The 17,019-nt window shown below is 69.3% G+C and carries 22 protein-coding genes; 1 reads left to right on the top strand and 21 read right to left on the bottom strand.

Annotation, left to right across the window (positions count from 1 at the left end):
• Nucleotides 1-2: 2 nt before the first annotated feature.
• The 21 genes from ACZJYS_RS08540 to ACZJYS_RS08440 all read right to left on the bottom strand — a co-directional run bounded on the left by ACZJYS_RS08540 (nt 3) and on the right by ACZJYS_RS08440 (nt 16,545).
• Nucleotides 3-227: a hypothetical protein gene (locus ACZJYS_RS08540; RefSeq protein WP_493177183.1), complete on the bottom strand. Its 225-nt coding sequence runs from the start codon at nt 225-227 to the stop codon at nt 3-5.
• A 71-nt stretch (nt 228-298) separates the two neighbouring features.
• Nucleotides 299-901 carry a hypothetical protein gene (locus tag ACZJYS_RS08535; RefSeq protein ID WP_493177181.1) on the bottom strand — a complete coding sequence of 201 codons (603 nt, stop codon included), beginning with the start codon at nt 899-901 and terminating at the stop codon, nt 299-301.
• A 13-nt stretch (nt 902-914) separates the two neighbouring features.
• Nucleotides 915-2,090: a phage tail tube protein gene (locus tag ACZJYS_RS08530; protein WP_493177179.1), complete on the bottom strand. Its 1,176-nt coding sequence runs from the start codon at nt 2,088-2,090 to the stop codon at nt 915-917.
• Nucleotides 2,091-2,116: 26 nt separating this feature from the next.
• A complete protein-coding gene (locus ACZJYS_RS08525; RefSeq protein ID WP_493177177.1) occupies nt 2,117-2,377 on the bottom strand; it encodes a hypothetical protein in 261 nt (86 codons plus the stop codon).
• Between the two features lie 17 nt (nt 2,378-2,394).
• Nucleotides 2,395-2,883 (bottom strand): ABC transporter permease, encoded by a 489-nt coding sequence (locus ACZJYS_RS08520; protein WP_493177175.1) that lies wholly within the window; start codon nt 2,881-2,883, stop codon nt 2,395-2,397.
• Nucleotides 2,884-2,887: 4 nt separating this feature from the next.
• Nucleotides 2,888-3,199 carry a hypothetical protein gene (locus ACZJYS_RS08515; RefSeq protein WP_493177174.1) on the bottom strand — a complete coding sequence of 104 codons (312 nt, stop codon included), beginning with the start codon at nt 3,197-3,199 and terminating at the stop codon, nt 2,888-2,890.
• A 25-nt stretch (nt 3,200-3,224) separates the two neighbouring features.
• Nucleotides 3,225-4,238, bottom strand: a complete 1,014-nt coding sequence (locus ACZJYS_RS08510) for a major capsid protein (RefSeq protein ID WP_493177173.1) — start codon at nt 4,236-4,238, stop codon at nt 3,225-3,227.
• 15 nt (nt 4,239-4,253) lie between these two features.
• Nucleotides 4,254-4,622: a head decoration protein gene (locus tag ACZJYS_RS08505; protein WP_493177171.1), complete on the bottom strand. Its 369-nt coding sequence runs from the start codon at nt 4,620-4,622 to the stop codon at nt 4,254-4,256.
• Between the two features lie 6 nt (nt 4,623-4,628).
• Nucleotides 4,629-5,960, bottom strand: coding sequence for a S49 family peptidase (locus ACZJYS_RS08500; protein WP_493177168.1), 1,332 nt, complete (start codon nt 5,958-5,960; stop codon nt 4,629-4,631).
• Between the two features lie 3 nt (nt 5,961-5,963).
• Entirely contained in the window at nt 5,964-7,445 is a 1,482-nt protein-coding gene (locus ACZJYS_RS08495; RefSeq protein WP_493177166.1) for a phage portal protein, read from the bottom strand.
• Nucleotides 7,446-7,564: 119 nt separating this feature from the next.
• Nucleotides 7,565-7,831 carry a hypothetical protein gene (locus tag ACZJYS_RS08490; protein WP_493177163.1) on the bottom strand — a complete coding sequence of 89 codons (267 nt, stop codon included), beginning with the start codon at nt 7,829-7,831 and terminating at the stop codon, nt 7,565-7,567.
• A 28-nt stretch (nt 7,832-7,859) separates the two neighbouring features.
• Nucleotides 7,860-9,983 (bottom strand): terminase gpA endonuclease subunit, encoded by a 2,124-nt coding sequence (locus ACZJYS_RS08485; RefSeq protein WP_493177161.1) that lies wholly within the window; start codon nt 9,981-9,983, stop codon nt 7,860-7,862.
• A complete protein-coding gene (locus ACZJYS_RS08480) occupies nt 9,943-10,551 on the bottom strand; it encodes a hypothetical protein (protein WP_493177157.1) in 609 nt (202 codons plus the stop codon). The genes ACZJYS_RS08485 and ACZJYS_RS08480 overlap by 41 nt, the downstream gene beginning before the upstream one ends.
• Nucleotides 10,552-10,763: 212 nt before the next feature.
• Nucleotides 10,764-11,507 (bottom strand): hypothetical protein, encoded by a 744-nt coding sequence (locus tag ACZJYS_RS08475; RefSeq protein ID WP_493177155.1) that lies wholly within the window; start codon nt 11,505-11,507, stop codon nt 10,764-10,766.
• 13 nt (nt 11,508-11,520) lie between these two features.
• The gene (nusG, locus tag ACZJYS_RS08470) at nt 11,521-12,234 is read right to left on the bottom strand and encodes a transcription termination/antitermination protein NusG (protein ID WP_493177153.1); all 714 of its coding nucleotides are present in this window, start codon (nt 12,232-12,234) and stop codon (nt 11,521-11,523) included.
• Between the two features lie 11 nt (nt 12,235-12,245).
• On the bottom strand, nt 12,246-13,124 hold the full coding sequence (locus tag ACZJYS_RS08465) for a hypothetical protein (protein ID WP_493177151.1): 879 nt from the start codon (nt 13,122-13,124) through the stop codon (nt 12,246-12,248).
• 5 nt (nt 13,125-13,129) lie between these two features.
• On the bottom strand, nt 13,130-14,620 hold the full coding sequence (gene dnaB / locus ACZJYS_RS08460; RefSeq protein WP_493177149.1) for a replicative DNA helicase: 1,491 nt from the start codon (nt 14,618-14,620) through the stop codon (nt 13,130-13,132).
• Nucleotides 14,607-14,807 (bottom strand): hypothetical protein, encoded by a 201-nt coding sequence (locus ACZJYS_RS08455; protein WP_493177146.1) that lies wholly within the window; start codon nt 14,805-14,807, stop codon nt 14,607-14,609. The genes dnaB and ACZJYS_RS08455 overlap by 14 nt, the downstream gene beginning before the upstream one ends.
• A 50-nt stretch (nt 14,808-14,857) precedes the next feature.
• Nucleotides 14,858-15,385 (bottom strand): hypothetical protein, encoded by a 528-nt coding sequence (locus ACZJYS_RS08450; protein ID WP_493177144.1) that lies wholly within the window; start codon nt 15,383-15,385, stop codon nt 14,858-14,860.
• 62 nt (nt 15,386-15,447) lie between these two features.
• Nucleotides 15,448-15,825 carry a hypothetical protein gene (locus tag ACZJYS_RS08445; RefSeq protein ID WP_493177143.1) on the bottom strand — a complete coding sequence of 126 codons (378 nt, stop codon included), beginning with the start codon at nt 15,823-15,825 and terminating at the stop codon, nt 15,448-15,450.
• Between the two features lie 516 nt (nt 15,826-16,341).
• The gene (locus ACZJYS_RS08440) at nt 16,342-16,545 is read right to left on the bottom strand and encodes a carph-isopro domain-containing protein (RefSeq protein ID WP_493177185.1); all 204 of its coding nucleotides are present in this window, start codon (nt 16,543-16,545) and stop codon (nt 16,342-16,344) included.
• Between ACZJYS_RS08440 and ACZJYS_RS08435 the strand changes: the two genes are divergently transcribed.
• A complete protein-coding gene (locus tag ACZJYS_RS08435; protein WP_493177191.1) occupies nt 16,507-17,010 on the top strand; it encodes a helix-turn-helix domain-containing protein in 504 nt (167 codons plus the stop codon). The genes ACZJYS_RS08440 and ACZJYS_RS08435 overlap by 39 nt on opposite strands.
• The last annotated feature ends 9 nt before the right edge of the window (nt 17,011-17,019 follow it).

The following is a 17,019-nucleotide window of genomic DNA, read 5'->3' as shown; positions in this document are numbered from 1 at the left end:
TTCTACGGCCGCTTCTCCGCGTTGATCGTCTCGTTCTCATCATCGAGGATGCGGAACGCCTCCAGCAGCCAGTTCGGCTGGTCATTCATCGACCCTGCGCAGGGCAGATGGCCCAACCCGCCCATCCCGGACTGGCAGCGGTTCCAGAGCGCCACGACGCGGTAGATGGCGGCCGGGATGGCGTAGCGCGGATTGATGCGCCAGGTCCGGCCCGCCACCACGTACATGCCACCCTCCGGCGGCCTGATCCCAAGGCCGATCTCGCCCTTCGCTGCCCGGAGCACGCGAAGGGCGGCGGTCAGTTTCCCTCGATGACCTTCGTCGGCGCGACCAGGCCCTGCGCCAGCATGGTCAACCGGGAGACATCGCCAACCGGCAGGTTCCGGCCGATCCATTCGGCCGTGATCTGCTCGGGCCGGTCGGGGAGGTCCGGGCCTTCCCACCCCACCAGGCACACGGCCAGGGTGGCGAGCCGCTCATCCTGGTCCAGCGTGTGCGCCAGTCCACGAAGCCGCGCCACCTCCGGCGCCTCGTGCGCTGCCCACTCCGCCACCCGGAAGCGGCCCTCGGCGAGGTTCAGCCGCTCGCGCGCCTCGCGCAGCGCCTGGCGCCCCTCCTTCGCCATCTCGGGATCATCGGTCGGCGGATAGGTGGCAAGGGCCGCCTGGAGGGCCGCCACGGCCGCCTCGAAGTCGGAGACGGCCTCGGCCAAGTCCGTCTTGCCGGCCGCGTCCAGGGCCTCACGGATGGCGTGGTTGATCACCGCCGGGACGGGCCGCAGGTTGCGCGTCCCCAGCAGGAGCACCGCGGTGTACTCGCCATGGCTGGGCGCACGCATGGTGTACTTACGCCCGTCCAGGTTGGGCGTGATGCGATAGCCTTGGGTGGTCACGACATCCATGGGATCGGGCCTCTCAGAAGACACTGACGAAGGCGCCCTGGCCGGGCACGTCGGGGATCAGGTTCAGCGCCTCGACGCCGAGGCCGCCGCGCTCCCCATCCCCGAATTCGGCGATGCGCAGAGACGGGTGGCTGAACGCGATCCGGTTGCCGGGCACCTTGCCGAGCATGGCCGCGTAGCTATGCGAGGCACCCTCGCGGAAGCTCAGGAAGCGGCTGGGGCTGGCGCTGCTGGAAGAGAAGGGATCGATGGTGACGGCGCTGCTGCCCTCGGTGATCTCCGGCGGGTCGTATCCCTGCGGCGCCTCCGGATTCTCCGGATTGTAGATCGTGTGCGTGAGGCCATAGGTGTAGCGGCTGCAGCGGCCGAGCAGGCCGCTGATGCGCGACAGCCCCTCCTCCCAGAGCGGCTTCTGCGGCCGCCGGATGCTGTTCCAGCCGACCGGCGCGGACGCCGCCTCATAGGCGCCCAGCAGCTGGCCCTGCAGCGTGAAGACCAGGGTGCCGGTAGAGCCGGAGGTCAGGTCCCAGCTGACAGAGCCCACGCAGCCGACGAACCGGAAGCGCAGCCCGTCGCGGTAGCCATAGGCGGTCACCGGCTGGATCAGGGCCTCGTCATCGGTCAGCCGGTAGAGCCAGTTGGCCGGCACCTGCGCCAGCGTCTCGGTGCCGAGGGCCTCGTCAAACCGCTGGGCCAGCTTGGCGACACGGCCGGCCGTGTAGTCCAGCACCACCGAGGGCCGCGCTACGGCCGGGGAGCCGGAGAGCAGGATGGGCATGCCCCTGTAGGCCTGCGACGTGCTGGCGAAGGGTGCCGCCAGGGTCAGCGTGTCCTCCGTGCCGGCCGTGGCGGCGGTCAGCGCGCCCACGGCGGCGGGCTGCTGGATTTCCTCGAAGCGGCAGGCGGTCATCAGCCGCCCCCACTCCGGCGCATTGGCCACCAGCCCGCTCCCGCGGAGCGGCACGCGCAGCGTCAGGGTGGGGCGGATGCCGGTGGGGGTGGGAGCGTTCCGGTCAAAGCTGCCCGTGACGCTGTCATCCTCCACCACCTGCTGCGGCAGGGTGAAGGCCATGTTGGCTTCGATGAAGTCGCTCAGGGCCGGTGCACCGCCCCCGAAAGCATCGATGCCATGCATGGTCTCGCGCTTGATCGCCACGGCCGACAGCCGGATGCGGTTCTTTTCGGCCATGGGGCCACTCTCCTCTCAGCTTTGGATCAGCCCTTGGTGGCGGGGGCGGCGGGCTTCTCGGCGCGCGCCTCGGCCGCGCCCGGGGCCTTGGCGCCGCTGGTCGGCGCCGGCGCATCCGGGTCGCGGGCATTGCCCTTCCCGATTTCAGCCTCGGCCCGCTCGCGCGGCAGGTAGCCGATCTGGCCGGGCGCGATCGGCACATCCATCTCGCGCGGGATCTCGTTCACCGCGAGCACGCGGCGCAGGATCGCGACGGGCGGAGAGCCCGGCGGGGTGGTTTCGCTCATGGGGTGGGGAATCCCTGTCAGGGCAGCTCGACGAAGGGCAAGCCGCGGGGGAAGGTGACCTCGAAGGTGAATTCCTGGATGAAGAACGCGCTGTCGCGCTCATCCTCTTCGGCTTTGAGCCAGGTGGAGGTGAACCGGCCGGCCTCGAGGAACAGCTCCAGCTTGCCGTCCACCAACTCGACGAAGAGAGCCTCTTCCGGCTTCATCATCGCGGCCAGAACGCGGGCCCAAAGGCCATTCAGCGCCTGGCTCAGCTCTGTCGGTCCCGCCGCCACCACCCAGCCCTGCACGGCCCATTGCAGGATGATGGCGTTCTCGGAGCTGGTGGCCTGATCGCCCGGATCATGGTCACCGTCATAGCAGCGCACGCAGGGCATGGGCGCGCGAGCCCCTACATCGTCCGGGTTGTTCCGTTCGATGTCTACCGGGTTCAGCTCGGGAAAGGCGGCTCGCAGGTGCTGGTGCAGCCCGTTGAAGGCCGCTTCGCGGATATCGACCACGGGCATGGCGTCAGTCCCTACGCCTGAGGCCGAGCATGTAGCTCAGCCCATGGGCATCCTGCTGCACCGAGGCCACCCGCCAGCCGCCCTGCGTCCCCTGGCCGATCAGATCCTTCTCCTGCGGCTCCTGGCCACGGAGATCCGCCTTGGCGATGATGCCGATGGCGGCTACCGAGATCTTGCCGGGCCGGAGGAAAGATTCGCCGGCTGCTTCCCCCGGCCGCGACAGCCGCATGCGGCAGGGAATGGGAGGCCCGGACCCGCCGAACTGATAGACCACGTCGATCGCCAGATCCGACTGAGCCAGGTCCTCCTGCGCCATGGCGAAGGGGTCCATGGCGCCGCCTTCAGCCCTTGGTCGCGCGCTGCAGCACCTGCGGCAGGCGGCAGTAGTGCAGGGGATAGGAGTAGATCTCCGGCTGGAACCAGAAGCGCCGCTCCTGATCCCATACCACGATGGAGTAGATGTCCTCGCCCGGCGTGTTGACGAACTCGGCCGCCTCGAAGGGCGAGAAAGCCACGCCGAACACATCGGGCGCGCCCACCGGGAAGAACCGGGCCTTGTCGGTGCCGATCGAGACCGGGCTCGCGGTGTCCGTGCCCCGGTAGTTGATCCAGGTGATGCCGCCGAAGTCGAGCGACGCATAGGCCAGGCCTTCGCGCAGGCGCGCGCCTTCCTGGTAGCGGTAGGTGTCGACCACCTTTGGATGCGAGGTCAGGGCATCGAAGAAGTTGTCACCGGCCAGGGCGTAGATGCGGGTGTTGGGCAGGATGGCGCCGGCGCCGGCCGCCGTCATGGCGCGCACCACCGCCGTGCACTTCCCCCGCACATCGGTGTCGGCATTGCTGAGGCCGAAGTTGATCTCGGCCGGCTCGCTGATGCCGAAGCGCGTGAAGAAGTTGGCCAGCACCGTGGTGCCGTCCGCGTCCAGCAGCCGGCCCTGGATGGCGCCGAGGCGGTGGAACTCATGCGTCAGCTCCATGTCGCGTCGCTGCGAGACCTGGATGCCGGTGATGTAATCCTGCACCTGCGCCAGCTCGTCCGGGTTGTCGAAGCTGCGGATGTTCTGGATCTCGTGCGCCTGCTTGCGCTGGCGCTTCGCCAGGCGCGGCGTCTTGAAGTAGACCTCCTCACCCGCTTCGCTCTGGCCGATGACCGGATCACCGCCACGCTCGGTGGTGGGGATCAGGGTCAGCTTGCCATTGAGCTGGCGGATCCCCACCCGATCCGTGCGGATGCGATCCACCGTGAAGAGGTTCAGGCTGCCCAGCAGCTGCGGCACGTAGGGCAGGCGACGGGCGGCGCGCGTCATGGAGACGGGCCGGAACACGTCATTGGCCAGGATATCGAGGTTGGGCATCGTCGGGGGTGTTCCTTAACGAACCACGATGCCCAGCGCCGCAAGGGCGGCGATGGCCGTGTTCTTCTGGGGGGCGGTGATGCCAGCGGCCCAGGTCAGCGCCTGGCCATCGGCTTCGAAGTCGCGGGCCAGGACCACCACGCGGCGGTCCTCGGTGCTGGCGTCGGCATCGTCGAAGAGGACGCCGATGGCGTTCTGGCTGCCGTCGCTGGCGCCGGGCGCGTGCGGCACCACCTTGCCACCGGTGGTCACGCGACCGAGCACGGTGCCGGCCACGCAGGTATTGCCGGAGGCCAGCGTCTCGTGCTGCCGCGAGCGCCAGAAAGCGGCCTCGCCGGCGATGAAGTGGCCGGCGCCGCGGCCATAGGGGACAGTCGTGGGCATGGCGGATCAGGCTCCCTGCTTGCCGCAGACGCGGTCGATGGAGGCGCCCCAGCCATCCGGGTCGGCGGGGTTGCTGGTGCGGGCCTGGCCCGGGCCACCCTGGACGGCATGCGCGCCGCTGACGGGGTTCTGTTCCTGCTGCGCCGCCCGGCCGCGCAGCAGCGCCTCGGAGACCTCGCCCTTGGTCTTGCCCTCGCGGATGAAGCCGGCTGCCGCCGCAGGCTGGCCGGCCAGCGCGCAGAGATCGAGGATGGCCGCCGCATCCTCGGCGCTGACCATGCGACCGGCGGCCGGCGCGGCCGGAGCCTGCTGCGCCGGGGTGGCCGCGCCCGGGGCGGCCGGCGGCGTGGCGCCGCCGGCCTGCGGCTGCTGCGGATCGGCCGGCGCGCCCGGCGCCCCGCCCTGAGTGGTGGTGCTCATACTCTCTCCCATCGTGGAGTTTCCGCGCGCGGAAGGGCCGCGCCCCGTTGTGCCGCCCGATGCCGCGGCATCGGCGCGCCGGGCGGCTTCCGCCACGGCATCGGCGAGGGTGCCCACGCGATCGGCCAGGCCGGCCGCGATAGCCACTTCCCCGTAGAAGCAGCCCGCCTCGGTGCCGCGCACCGCGCTGTCGGCAAGGCCGCGATTGGCGGCCACCAGGCCGGTGAACAGGCCGTAGCAGCGCGCCACCTCGGCGTTCAGGTCGGCCCGCGCGCTGTCGCTGAGCGGCGCATGGCTGTTGCCATCGATCTTCTTCGCGCCCGCGAAGAGGTACTCGAAGGCATAGCCCTGCTGCTTGTCGCGCGCCGACTGATCCACATGCGCCGCGACGACGCCAATGGAGCCGACGCCACCCGCCCGCGACACGAACAGCGCGTCGGCGGCGGAGGCGAGGGCATAGGCGGCCGAGTAGGCGTAGCCGTTGGCCGCGGCGACGATGGGCTTGCGGCCGCGCATGGCGCGGATGCTGTCCGCCAGCTCGAAGCACCCGGCGCACTCGCCGCCAGGGCTGTCGACGTCCAGCACCACGGCGCGCACGGCGTCATCCGCCATCGCCATGCTCATGTCGCGGCGGATCTCGGCGTAGGAGCGGAGCGAGGCGCTGGTGGCATCCATCTGCCCGCCCCGGTTCACCAGCACCCCGACGACCGGCACGATGGCCACGCCGTTCGGGGTCACCGCGTAGGGCCGCCGCGCCTGTTGCGGCACGCTCTGCGCCGCCAGGTCGTCATCGTCGAAGGCCATGGGCGCGAGGCCAAGGCGCGGGCCGAGGCCCGCCAGAATCGCCTGCAGCTTCGGCTCATGCACCAGCAGCGGCGTGCCGAACAGGCGCGCCGCCACATGCGCGAAATGCGCCATGATCTACTCCTCTGGGGGCGGCGGCGTGTCGCCGTCGTCAGGCGGGTCGGGGTCATCCAGCGGCGGCCCGCCATTGTGACCGATGGGGACGATCCCCAGCGCGCGCTCGCGCGCCTGGTCGGCCGCGATGCGCTGATCCGTCTCCTCCGCATCAAAGCCGTTCGCCTCGACCACATCGGAGCGCGCCTTGAACCGCTCTTTCACCGCCAGGGCCTCGGCCTGCAGTTCCTTGAGCGGATCCGCCCACATCCAGGGCGGCGTCATCCAGCGCACCCGCAGGTATTTGCGGCGGTCGCGCATGAAGGCCTGCGGCGTCACGCCCCGCACCGCACCTGACAGCACCGCCTGCGTCATCCACTCGGCCAGCACCGGCCGGAAGAACGCGAAGATCAGCACCGACCACTGCCACGGTTCGATCCGTCCCTTGGCATCGATCAGGGCAGCCCGCAGGGCGGTGTAGTTCGCCTTGCTGGTGTCGCCGGTCAGCCCGAAATAGGGCACGCCCAGCCCCACGCTGATCGCGAGCAGCGTCCGGTACTGGAAGGCCTCGTAGTTGCCGCCGACATCGGCCGGCTCGCTGAACTTGATCTTCTCGCCGCTCCGCAGCCGGAGCATGGCGCCCGGCTCCAGCGGCGGCGGCGGCTCGTCATAGTCCGGCGGTAGCGCCAGCTCGCCCGCGTCGGGCGGAATGCCCGCCGCCGGCATCAGCGGCCCGTCCAGCTCCTCCGCCGCGGAACCCGGCTCGATGACGCCGGCGTGCAAGGCGGCGGTCTTCTTCCGCTCAATCTCGGCGTCGTCATAGACATCGAGGTTGAACATCTTGAGGGTGACATTTGCGAAGCGGCTCAGCCCCCGGATCTGCCCCGCCTCCACCGGGTCCATGATGTGGAGGACCTCGGACGCCGGCACACGCACGCGCTGCCCGGCCGCCCCCTGCTGTTCCGTGCTGTCCGCCGGATGCACGCGCCAGAAGTGGTAGGCGACGCGGCGGCCGATGGCGTCGAATTCGATGCCCTGCCGCACCACATTGCCGCCGAGCGCCGTGTTGAAGTTCGGGTCCAGCATCTCGCTGGGCAGCATCTGCAGCTGGAACGGCACGGACAGGCCGTCCTCCGGCCGCCGGTAGCGCTTGCGGTAGAACACCTCCCCGGCCACGAAGACCTCACGCACACCGCGCCGCGCCAAGCCATAGAGGTCGGTCAGGCCCTCGGCGTCCGCCTCATCCGTCCAGTCGTCCCAGAGCTGGCGGAGCGCCTTCTTCTGGGTCTTGCTGACGCTGATCCAGGACGGGGTGATGCCGGCGCCTACGACGCGGTTGGCCCACCAGTCGGTGGCCGCGATGCCGTAGGCGTTGTTGCGGAGAAACCATCGCGCCCGCTCCTGCACCGTGCGCCCGGCGCGCGACACCAGCGTGTTCACATGGGCGGCGCCCGGGCGGAAGCTCATCAGCCGGCGCCCGCTGGCGCCCGCCTCAAGCCCCGACACTGAGCCACCGGCTGGCGGCGCGAAGCCGCTCTCGGCCGGCGCCGGAGACGCGGCCACCGTGGCGGAGGCGCTTACCGATGTCTGCCGCGCGGTCGCACCGTCAGGCCAGGACCACGCCATCAGACACCTCGCCGGTAGGAAGGATAGTGGTAGGGGCTGGCGCGACGGCGCCCGCCGAGGCTGCGCAGCTGCTTCTCCAGCCGGACGATCTCGGCATCCGCGATCTCGAGCGCCTTGGCCCGCTCGGAGGCGCCCTCGTAGCGGATGCCGGAGCCGTCCGGGTTGGTCACCTGTGTGACGCCGCTCTGCATCCGCTCCAGCAGCTTCTGCCGGCGCGCATAGGCGTCCTTCAGCTGGGCCGCGATGCCGTCGAATGCCGTCGCCATCGCGGCCTCCTGTCGTGGTTTCCGGGCCTCAGCCCATGTAGGCGGAGCGCGAGACGCGCCGGACCGGCGGGCGCGGCCGCGCGACCAGGCGCGGCGCCAGGACGGCAGCCACGGGCGCCGCCCTGCTGGCCTCGGCAGGTGCTCCGGTCGGCCCCGCCACCACCATCGGGTTGCGGTCCCACTCCAGCGCCCAGGCGGGTGCGGCGTCCCAGTTGATCCGGTGCACGCCATGCAGCCGCGCCACGGACTCGCTCATGGTCATCAGGTCGATGGCCTCGTTGCGGGCCGAGCTGACCACCTTCTCCCAGCCGCCGCGCCGGTTGCGCTTTTCGGCCGCGAGCTGCTCGAACCACAGATGCGGCGGGTCTGGGCTGAGCAGCCAGCCCGGCAGGTGCACGTAACCCGGCCCCACCTCCGCCCGCCCGAGCTGCGCCGAGAGCGCATCCTTGGCGAGGTTCGGGTTGAAGAACATCACCGGCACCTCGCCACGCGCCGCCGCCTTGCGGTCGGCGCGCTGCGTGTCCGGGTAGCTCAGGGTCAGGCGCGGCGCATTGGCGCCCGAGGCGCCCTTGGCCGGCACCAGGGTCCAGGCATCCCGTCCGCCAATCCTGCCCAGGTTGCGCGCCAGCCCGGCCCGGCGGGCGCGGAGCCAGGCGCCATAGGCCTGTTCCGTCACCCCCGCCTCACCGGCGCTGTCGAAGGTCGCGCCCCGGACCCGCATCACCCGGCCGGAGCCATCGCTGAGTGGATAGGCCAATCCCGCCAGTTCCCGCAGCAGCGCGTCCCAGTCCTCCGGGCTGCTGGTGGGCTCGCCCTCGATCACCCGGAAATCGATGACCCAGGACTCCATGCCCACGCCCACCGCGCGGCTGAGCAGCTCCCACCGCCCCTTCTGCGCATCCACCGCTGTGAAGATCGCCCGCGCACCCGGCGGCACGACGCCGCGCGCCATGACATCCGGTGGCACGGCCCGGTCGGCCAGCGCCTGGGCGTCCACCACCCCCACCGCACGGGGCGGCTGGTAAGGTTCACCCCAGCTCTTGACCATGATCTGCCGCAGGCCGGCATCGTCGCCGCTGACCGCCAGCGCCCGCTCGGCCGCGACCCTGGCCGCCGCAAGCCCACCGATGCCGTCCATGGTGAAGGGCGACATCATCCCGACAATCCAGAAGCCGGCCGTGTCCATGGGCCGCCGCTGCCCGGAGACCCGGCCATCGTCGTCGATCTCTTCGCCCAGGCCGACCCACCGGCCGGCCTGCAGCATGGCCTTGCGCTCGTGGTTCTCGCTCTTCTCGCCGCAATGCGGGCAGACCATCCGCGTCGCGGCGCGGATCTCGTCCAGCGGCGCGTTCTCGTCATACTGCAGGAACATCCGCCGCCCCGTGCCGGGGTTCGGGCTGCTGAAGCCGCCGCAGCGCGGGCACGGCCACCACCAGGTGCGCCGGTCGCTGCCGGCATAGAGGCCCATGACGCCGCGCTGCCGGTCCTGAGGCGCCTGGATCGGCAGGCCGAGGTCCGGGTGCGAGATGGCCAGCAGCATGGAATCCGCGCCGGCGGCCTGCCGGCGGGGGTTGAGCAGCGCCATGGGATCGCCCAGGCGCTCGTCATAGGCATCGATCTCATCCGCCACGATGCGGGCGACGTGCTTGTTGATCAGGTTGCTGGATGTGAAGGCCAGGAACTCGGCCCGCATGCCCCGGAAGCGCTTGAACTCGACGCTGTCTCGGCCGTGCCGGAGGCTGCCGATCAGCTTGTCATGCGCCTCGATCAGCGGCTCGATGCGACCCTTGACGTAGGCATCCTTGGCCGGGTCCGTCTGCATGTACCAGAGCAGGTCCGCCGGATCGGCATCGATGCTCTGCAGCAGCCAATTCTCCGCCACCATGGTCTTACCGCAGGCGCCAGGGCCGACGATGGCCACTGTGCTGTGCTCGCCGGAGGTCAGCGCCTCCATGGGCTCCACCAGGTACGGTGCCTCGGCATGGTCCCAGCGCACCAGATGCCCGCCGACCGCCGCCTTGACCCACCGATGCTGTTCCGCGTGCTCCGCCACGGTGATGCGGCGGGGCGGCAGGAGCGCATCGAGCGTCTCGTTCAGCAGCCGCGCGGGGTCAGCATAGGGGACCGCCTGGGGCTTCAGCCTCTGCGACATGCTCAGGGGCCTCGTCTTCTTCCGGCGGTCGGATCTCTGGGGTCAGGAGGTCAGCGAGCCGTTCGCGGATGATGGTCTGCTGCTCATGCAGGTAGCGCCGCATGTCGCGCACCACAGCCTCGGGCAGGTTGTGGCGCCGCCCCATCGCGCTGGGCAGGGCGTTCAGGCTGTTCGCCAAGGCCCGCCACGTATTGTCCAGCTGGAAGCGCATCTGGCTCTTGTCCACCAGGAAGCCGCGCTCCTGGCGGAGCTTGTCCAGCTCACGCGCGTTGCGGATCTCGAGGCCGTAATCCTTTGCCGTCAGGCCCAGCTCGCTGCGGCTGCGCATGTCGCCATCCAGCAGCGTCATCTGCGCGAGTTGTTGGCTCCGCTCATCCTCGGCCCGCGCCTCGGCGGCCTTGCGCTCCGCCATGAAGGCCAGCACCGCCTCCGCGTCGAACTCCCAAGGCTTGCCGAGGCCGCCGCGCTGCAGGGTGGGCATGTCGGGATAGCGGGTGACGTAGTCCCGCATGGTGGGGAGGCTGACATCCAACAGACGCGCCATCTCCGCCAGATTGACGTTCGGCATGGGCGTCTCCCCGTCCGGGCAGGAACAGGAACAACAGCAGAAGCCATTGTTCTGAATATAAAATTCGGGTCGAAACCGGGGTCCGAATTACCCCTGGTGGGCGTCACCGTCGGGAAGGACCCGTGCCGCCTGCCCACCCCCTCCCCGGGCTCGGTCAACCCCCAAATGGTCCGGAAGCCGCTGAAAAAGCGCGATTCCATGCCGTGCCCGGGTCACCGCTGCCACCCGTATCTCTGGACCAGCTCGCGCTGCGTCTCCGACCAGATGCGCGGCAGTTGCTCGCGAGCCGAGGCCTGTGCCTTGCCCTCGAAGTCGAAGCGCTGCGGGTATGCCGGCGCTGACCTGGCGAAAGTGTAGATCGGAACGACCGCCTTGCCGAAGCCGGTGCGGCGGCGGTGGTAGATGCCGGGCGGAAGCCCGGGCGCCTTGGTCCAGACCGCGAAGTATTCCTCTCGCTTCCGGCGCCCGCGGCTCTTGCGGCCCTTGCGCTGACTGGCGTCGCCGAGCGCCTGCAGGGCGGAGAGGATCTTCACCAGTTGCGCCCGGCTGGCATTCCCGTAGCTGTCGAACTGCGCGTACTTCGTCGGCACCAGGAAGACCTGCTGGCCGCCCCGCATGAAGCTGAGGCGGCGCTCGGCACGCTTCATGCGCCGCATGCCGCCGCGCACACCAATGCCGACCCACTTCTCCGGCGCGTTGCTGCGGCCGCCAAGGCCGGACTTGAAGCTGACCGCCGCTGTCAAGCTGTCTCGCGTCGCCGGCTCCACCTGCATCGAGCTCAGCGTATAGGGCGTCGGACGATCAAAGACCCGGCGCATCTCATCCTGCAGATCGCTCCGCGCCCGCTGTGCCGTCCGGGTCAGCGCCGCCATCGTCACCGTGCGGAACTGACGGCGGGTCAGCTCCACATTCTGCCGCACATCATCGGCGTTCACCTGCAGGATGACGTGCGTCATGACCGCCCTCTCCTCAGCCCCGGCCGCCCCACCGCACCGCTCCCGGCTCCAGGACCACCGGCGACGAGCGTCCGAACAGCGTGAACGTCACGCGCACCTTGCCGTCCGGCAGTACTTCTTCGGCCATGCAGGAGAAGCCCGACAGCGGACCCTCGAGGATCTGCCCGGCGTCGCCACGCTGGATGGCGCGCGCCGTCGGATCGGGCGCGCCGATCTTCTCCTGTACGAGGCTGATCAGCGCCTCAACATCGCCTGGTCGCGCCGGCGCCGGGCGGCTGCCGCCCAACGTGAACAGCCGCGCCACGCCATAGGTGTGGAAAATGCAGCGCCAGGGCGCCGCCTCCGGATCGAAGGCGACGAACAGGTAGCGCGGCAGTTCAGGGCGAACGACGGGCCTGCGCCGATGCTCGGCGCCGCAATGGCGGATGGAGACAGGCAGGAAGGCGGTGAAGGCTTGGTTGCGGAGCTCTACAGCCGCCCGGCGCTCCTGACCGGCATGCGTCTGCACGACGAACCAACGTTGGCCGGCCAGCAGGCTACCGCAGTCGAGGTGCATTAAATGCTCACCCGACCGCCCGAAGGCCACATCTAGGGCCTCGCGTTTCGCAGCGTCAAGCATCTGCCTGCGAGTCTGCGGGAATTCTCCGCCACGCGGCCGGCCCCGGCGGCGCACAGGGATCAGCCGGGGCTCAGGGCCTGCCATGGTCACGTCTCCGATCGGCTGCATGGGTTGTCCTTTCAGGCGGCCGAGCGCGCGGGGCGCGGCCCCTTGGGGTTCATCGCCCAGGCCGACAGCCGGGCGTGGTAGGCGTCTTCATCCATGCGCTGGATCAGCGCGTCCGAGCCCACGCTCGCGGCGGCGCCCTGCTGCGCCTGCTGCTGCACGGCAGCGTCGAAGAAGCGGAAGGTGAACACCTTGGCGGCCTGATAGCCCTTGCGGCTGGCGACCTGGCGCACGGCGCGGCGAATGGCCTCGGCGCTGTGCCCTTGGCTCAGCCACGCCTGGACCTGCCGGCAATCCCAGCGACCGTTCGTCGCATCCATGCCCGCGATCTCGGCCAGCTCCTGGCCCAGCGAAACCCATGCGGGTGCATCGCGCGCGGTATTACTAACCTCTCTCTGAGAGGTAGTAGGTACTACCGCGCGCGAGCTTTCCCGGCTGGGTTCGCTCTGGGTTTCCTGGGTTTCGGCCTTGCCGCCTCCGATGGGCAGCGGGAGGTGCCCCTGGCGACGTGCCAGATAGCTCTCCTGCGTGTCGTCCTTCCGTCGCCGGCCGCCCTTGGAGCCGTTGATTCTTGCGCGTTCTGCCCGCGCGTCGCGCTCTTCCTGGCCGGGCAGCGCGATGCTGCGGGCCTCCCAGTCGACCACGATGAACCCGGCCTGCTGCAACGCGCGCAGGTGGGTTTCCGTCTCGGTTTCGGTCATGGGTTCCGATACCGAAACCCATCTGGAAACCGCGAGGGCAACCGAATGCAGGAAACTGATCCGGCCATTCGCTTCCGGCTTGGACAGGAGCAGCACCAGGCACAGGAACACCCGCCCCTGATCCACTGACAGCTCGTGGAGACGGGGGTCACTCAGCAGGGCCTGGAGGGGACTGATGCTCTTGCGCGGCATGACTCTTACTCCGCCGGGTGGTCTTGATCGTCGTGGAACCAGGTCAGGCCGGCGCTCCAGCGCAGGCGCACGATCCCAGTGGGGCCCTGACGTTGCTTGTGGATGATCAGCTCGGCCTTGCCGGCGGAGCGGTCCACCGCATCCAGCCAGGCCATCTCGCGCGCCGAGAAATCCTCAGCTGTCTCATTGTCTTTCTTCGCCGGAGGATTCTTGGCGAGGTAGTAGTGTTCGCGGTGCAGGAAGGCGACCACATCGGCGTCCTGTTCCAGGCTGCCAGAGTCGCGCAGGTCGGAGAGCTGGGGCCGCTTGCCCTCTCGCTTCTCATTCTCGCGGCTGAGCTGCGACAGGGCGACCACCGGCACGCCCAACTCCTTCGCCATGGCCTTCAGGCCCCGGCTGATCTCGCTGACCGCCTCATTGCGCGACTGGCGCGCCGCGGCGTCGCTGGCCTTGAGCAGGCCGAGATAGTCCACCACGATCAGCCCGAGGCCGCGCTGCCGCTGCATCCTGCGCGCCCGGCCGCGCAGATACGGCACGCTGGGGCTGCTGGCTTCCTCGAACTCGATTGGCAGCGCGGAGATGGCCTGCTGCGCCGCCACGATGCGGTCCACCTTGCCCTGGCGGAGCGGCACCAGCTGCTCTCCGGTATCTTCGTGCCCGCTCAGCACCTCCACCAGGTCCACCCCGGCATGGGCAGCGATCATCCTGGCCACCACGTCGGCCGCACTCATCTCGGCCGTGACGAACAACACGCGCGTGCCCGCGCCTGCAGCGTTGTAGGCGATGGTCGCGGCGAGGGCCGTCTTGCCCATCGAGGGTCGCGCGCCGATCAGCACCAGCTGATGCGCCCGGAGGCCCTTGGTCATCCGGTTGACGCCACGCAAGCCGGTATCGACGCCCAGCAGGCCGCCGCCCGACTTCATGGCCCGCTCCATGGCGTCCACGGCTTCCTGTGCCGCGTCCCGCGCCCGGATCAGTTGCGCCGTGGGGTTGCCGCCCTCAGCCAGCACGCTCAGCACCGCCTCGGCGTCTTCGATCTGTTGCACCGGCTCCAGGCCCGGCTCGCAGCCATGGGCGCGGTTGACGATGCTCTCCCCCAACTCCACCAGCTCACGGCGCAGCCAGCAGTGCTGGACCTCGCGGGCATAGCCCTCGGCGTTGACCACCCCCACCATCGCACTCAGCAGCTGGGCGAAGTAGGCGACACCGCCCACCGACGTCAGCAGCTCCGACCCCTCGAAGTCGCCGCGCAGCGTCACGGCATCCGCGACCTGCCCGGCATCGATGCGCCGCTGAATCGCCGTGAAGATGTGGCCGTGTGCGGTGTGCGCGAAATGCTCGGACCGCAGGAACTCCTGCACCCGCTCATAGATGCGGTTGTTCGCCAGAAGCGCGCCGAGTACCGCCTGCTCCGCTGCAGTGTTGTGCGGCGGCACGCGCAGGCTCGGCGCCGCGGCGTCCGGCGGCGGGAAGTGGAGGACGTTATGGGTGGCCATACGGGTTCTCCAGGCGGGCGGCGAACGCGGCGCGAGCGCGCTGTTGCGCGTGCAGCTCGGCGGTGGCCTTGTCTGTCATCAGCCGCAGCGCGGCCTCGGGATCTGTTGTGTGGCTGCTGACCAACGCGACGCAGCGCGCCAGCACGCTCAGGGATTCGCCCAGCGTTGCGCCCTGCAGGCGCGCCATCACTGCCGCATAGAGGCGCGGAGACACGGGCGGGAGGGCCGCAGACAATGTCAGGTGTCCCGCCGGCAGCGGATGGCGAGATACTCGAAATCACCCTCCGGCCGCCGCCGGCTGACCAGCCGCACCAGCTCGCGCATGCCAGCCTCGGCCACCGCCTTGGCCTCAGCAAGGGCCGCGCGCTGCTCTGGCGTGCGCTGATCGGGCACGACACCACGCGTCTCGGCCAGGTGGCCGATGAAATAGGTGTAGCGGTCACCCGGCTTGGCCGTGGCGAGCCAATTCGCAAAGCGCGGAGCGGGCGGCGCTGTGCGGCGTCTGACCATGTCGAGACCCGCCGGCAGCACCCGCACCACGCGCTGCTGGTGCTGCCGCGCCGCCTCAAACGCAATCAGGCCGGCGTTCCGCGCGCGGGTCAGCAGGTTGGTGGCTTGGTTGTAGGAGGCGAGACCAACCCGCTCCGCAATGACGGCATTGCTGGGGCATGGTCCTGGCGTTGCGCCGAGATCGGCGGCAAGCCAGCGCACCAACGCCTCCAGGCGCTCGCCGGGCGAAGCGTGCCTTGCGTCACTGGCGCTCATGGCAGCGCTCACTCCCCGCGCTGTGCCGTCTGGCCAGCCGCTGCGCCCGTAAGGAGCACCACTCAGCCGCATCCCAGAGGCGATCGCCCATCCAACCCAGCGCCTTCGCGCCGAGGCGGTACAAAATCCCCATGCCGCTCTCCCAGGATGCCTTCCAGCGCCGCCAACTCGGCGCGAAGCCGCGCAGCGCGCTGGCGCCGGGCTTCCGTCGCCGCGCGATCGGCGGCGATCCACTCCGCAGCACTCACCGACCGGGCGGTGCCGTAGTAAAATCCGAAGGCTCGGCGGAACCCGATCCCGATAGCTCGCGCCGCGTAGGCGATGGCCCCCTTGGCGTTACCGGCCGGCTCGGCATCCGCGATTTCCCGGACGAGGCACTGCATGCTCTCGACCGACCCCTCGTCAGACATTTGCTTGCCCTCGCAAACCTTCTGCGACACCTCGCAACACCTCATGGCTATGGTTCAGCTCATGAGGACTGATCGACCCGGAAACAGATTGGGGACTTTGGAAGGGCCGGCGTGGGGACGCCGGCCCTTCTTTTTTGACGTGGCAACGGATCTGGTTGAGGCGAGGCATCTCCGGGTGCAGGCTGGGCCAAACCGCGCGCATATCGGAGGCTGGCATGCCAACCAATTCGGAAGCAGCCGGGAACAGAATCGCAGCCGAGAGAGCTCTGCTGCGCATTGTTGCCACGGAGCTTTTCAAGCGCGCGCCCCCCGAGGACCGAGCGGCTTTGCTGTCACAGTTGCGGAGCTTTCCCACCGAGCAATTTGTGGCAACGTTAGGACCAGAAGTGGGACAGGCCACCGAGGCAGTAGCGTACGAAATCGAGGAGATGCTGATCTCCGCGGCATTGCGAGCAGAGTAGCCATTAAGGGACGGGAGGAGCCGGGGGAGAGCGCTGTCTCCCTGCCCCGGCAGGTCGCGCCCGGAGGGGACGGGGGCGGGCGCGGTCATGCGGATGCCAGTTTGCGGCGGCGCCACATGGGCCGCTCAAGCGTTTCCAGCGTAATTTCGGCTAGGCCCTTGTCCTCCGCCAGCCGGACAACGGCAGGCCAGTATCGGGCGGGGAACCCCCGGCGGCACCACTTGTGCACCACGGTTGGCGGTTGTCCCAGATGAGCGGCAACCTCCCGATATCCACCCAGAACACGCATGATCTCAGCGTTGGTCATAGCAATAAAATATCCATTATGGATATCTTTGCAAGGCAAAACGAGCAATCGCCCGGTTCTCAGCCGGTGGCCAAAATAGCTAGCATGGCTCGAAATTCCGTGAAGTCGTCCGAACTCAAGACCCAGATAGCAGCGAGGCTAAAGGCTGCTCGCATGGCCTACGATGAGAACGGTGCGGCCGTGGCCCGGGCGATAGGCATCGAGCGTCCTCGCTTGCAGAAGTATGAGGACGGCTCGACCTATCCAGATGAGATGTTCATCGTGAAATTTGCCCAGCTCACGGGCTGCCCAACGGACTGGATCTATCTCGGCCGCATCACCGCAGAGATGCCGGCCACCATGGCGGCGAGGATTGCGGTTCTGGCTCCAGAATTGGTTTCGGGGGTTTCGTCTGGCTCTGTGAAAGCGGAGGCGGAACTACGAAGCCGTGGCCCCCAACCAGTTTAGAACCAGACG

Source organism: Roseomonas sp. TS2, assembly GCF_058833935.1.
This window is presented reverse-complemented; position numbering and strand designations above follow the sequence as displayed.

Excerpts from the sequence above, each read along its gene's own strand:
- nusG (WP_493177153.1), bottom strand. The coding sequence starts at position 12,234 with ATGCAGCCGATCGGAGACGTGACCATGGCAGGCCCTGAGCCCCGGCTG.
- ACZJYS_RS08510 (WP_493177173.1), bottom strand. The coding sequence starts at position 4,238 with ATGCCCAACCTCGATATCCTGGCCAATGACGTGTTCCGGCCCGTCTCC.
- ACZJYS_RS08490 (WP_493177163.1), bottom strand. The coding sequence starts at position 7,831 with ATGGCGACGGCATTCGACGGCATCGCGGCCCAGCTGAAGGACGCCTAT.
- ACZJYS_RS08480 (WP_493177157.1), bottom strand. The coding sequence starts at position 10,551 with ATGCCGAACGTCAATCTGGCGGAGATGGCGCGTCTGTTGGATGTCAGC.
- dnaB (WP_493177149.1), bottom strand. The coding sequence starts at position 14,620 with ATGGCCACCCATAACGTCCTCCACTTCCCGCCGCCGGACGCCGCGGCG.
- ACZJYS_RS08525 (WP_493177177.1), bottom strand. The coding sequence starts at position 2,377 with ATGAGCGAAACCACCCCGCCGGGCTCTCCGCCCGTCGCGATCCTGCGC.
- ACZJYS_RS08455 (WP_493177146.1), bottom strand. The coding sequence starts at position 14,807 with ATGGCGCGCCTGCAGGGCGCAACGCTGGGCGAATCCCTGAGCGTGCTG.
- ACZJYS_RS08515 (WP_493177174.1), bottom strand. The coding sequence starts at position 3,199 with ATGGCGCAGGAGGACCTGGCTCAGTCGGATCTGGCGATCGACGTGGTC.
- ACZJYS_RS08530 (WP_493177179.1), bottom strand. The coding sequence starts at position 2,090 with ATGGCCGAAAAGAACCGCATCCGGCTGTCGGCCGTGGCGATCAAGCGC.
- ACZJYS_RS08505 (WP_493177171.1), bottom strand. The coding sequence starts at position 4,622 with ATGCCCACGACTGTCCCCTATGGCCGCGGCGCCGGCCACTTCATCGCC.
- ACZJYS_RS08475 (WP_493177155.1), bottom strand. The coding sequence starts at position 11,507 with ATGACGCACGTCATCCTGCAGGTGAACGCCGATGATGTGCGGCAGAAT.
- ACZJYS_RS08485 (WP_493177161.1), bottom strand. The coding sequence starts at position 9,983 with ATGTCGCAGAGGCTGAAGCCCCAGGCGGTCCCCTATGCTGACCCCGCG.
- ACZJYS_RS08500 (WP_493177168.1), bottom strand. The coding sequence starts at position 5,960 with ATGGCGCATTTCGCGCATGTGGCGGCGCGCCTGTTCGGCACGCCGCTG.
- ACZJYS_RS08540 (WP_493177183.1), bottom strand. The coding sequence starts at position 227 with ATGTACGTGGTGGCGGGCCGGACCTGGCGCATCAATCCGCGCTACGCC.
- ACZJYS_RS08520 (WP_493177175.1), bottom strand. The coding sequence starts at position 2,883 with ATGCCCGTGGTCGATATCCGCGAAGCGGCCTTCAACGGGCTGCACCAG.
- ACZJYS_RS08440 (WP_493177185.1), bottom strand. The coding sequence starts at position 16,545 with ATGCGTGTTCTGGGTGGATATCGGGAGGTTGCCGCTCATCTGGGACAA.
- ACZJYS_RS08465 (WP_493177151.1), bottom strand. The coding sequence starts at position 13,124 with ATGCCGCGCAAGAGCATCAGTCCCCTCCAGGCCCTGCTGAGTGACCCC.
- ACZJYS_RS08450 (WP_493177144.1), bottom strand. The coding sequence starts at position 15,385 with ATGAGCGCCAGTGACGCAAGGCACGCTTCGCCCGGCGAGCGCCTGGAG.
- ACZJYS_RS08435 (WP_493177191.1), top strand. The coding sequence starts at position 16,507 with ATGAGCGGCAACCTCCCGATATCCACCCAGAACACGCATGATCTCAGC.
- ACZJYS_RS08535 (WP_493177181.1), bottom strand. The coding sequence starts at position 901 with ATGGATGTCGTGACCACCCAAGGCTATCGCATCACGCCCAACCTGGAC.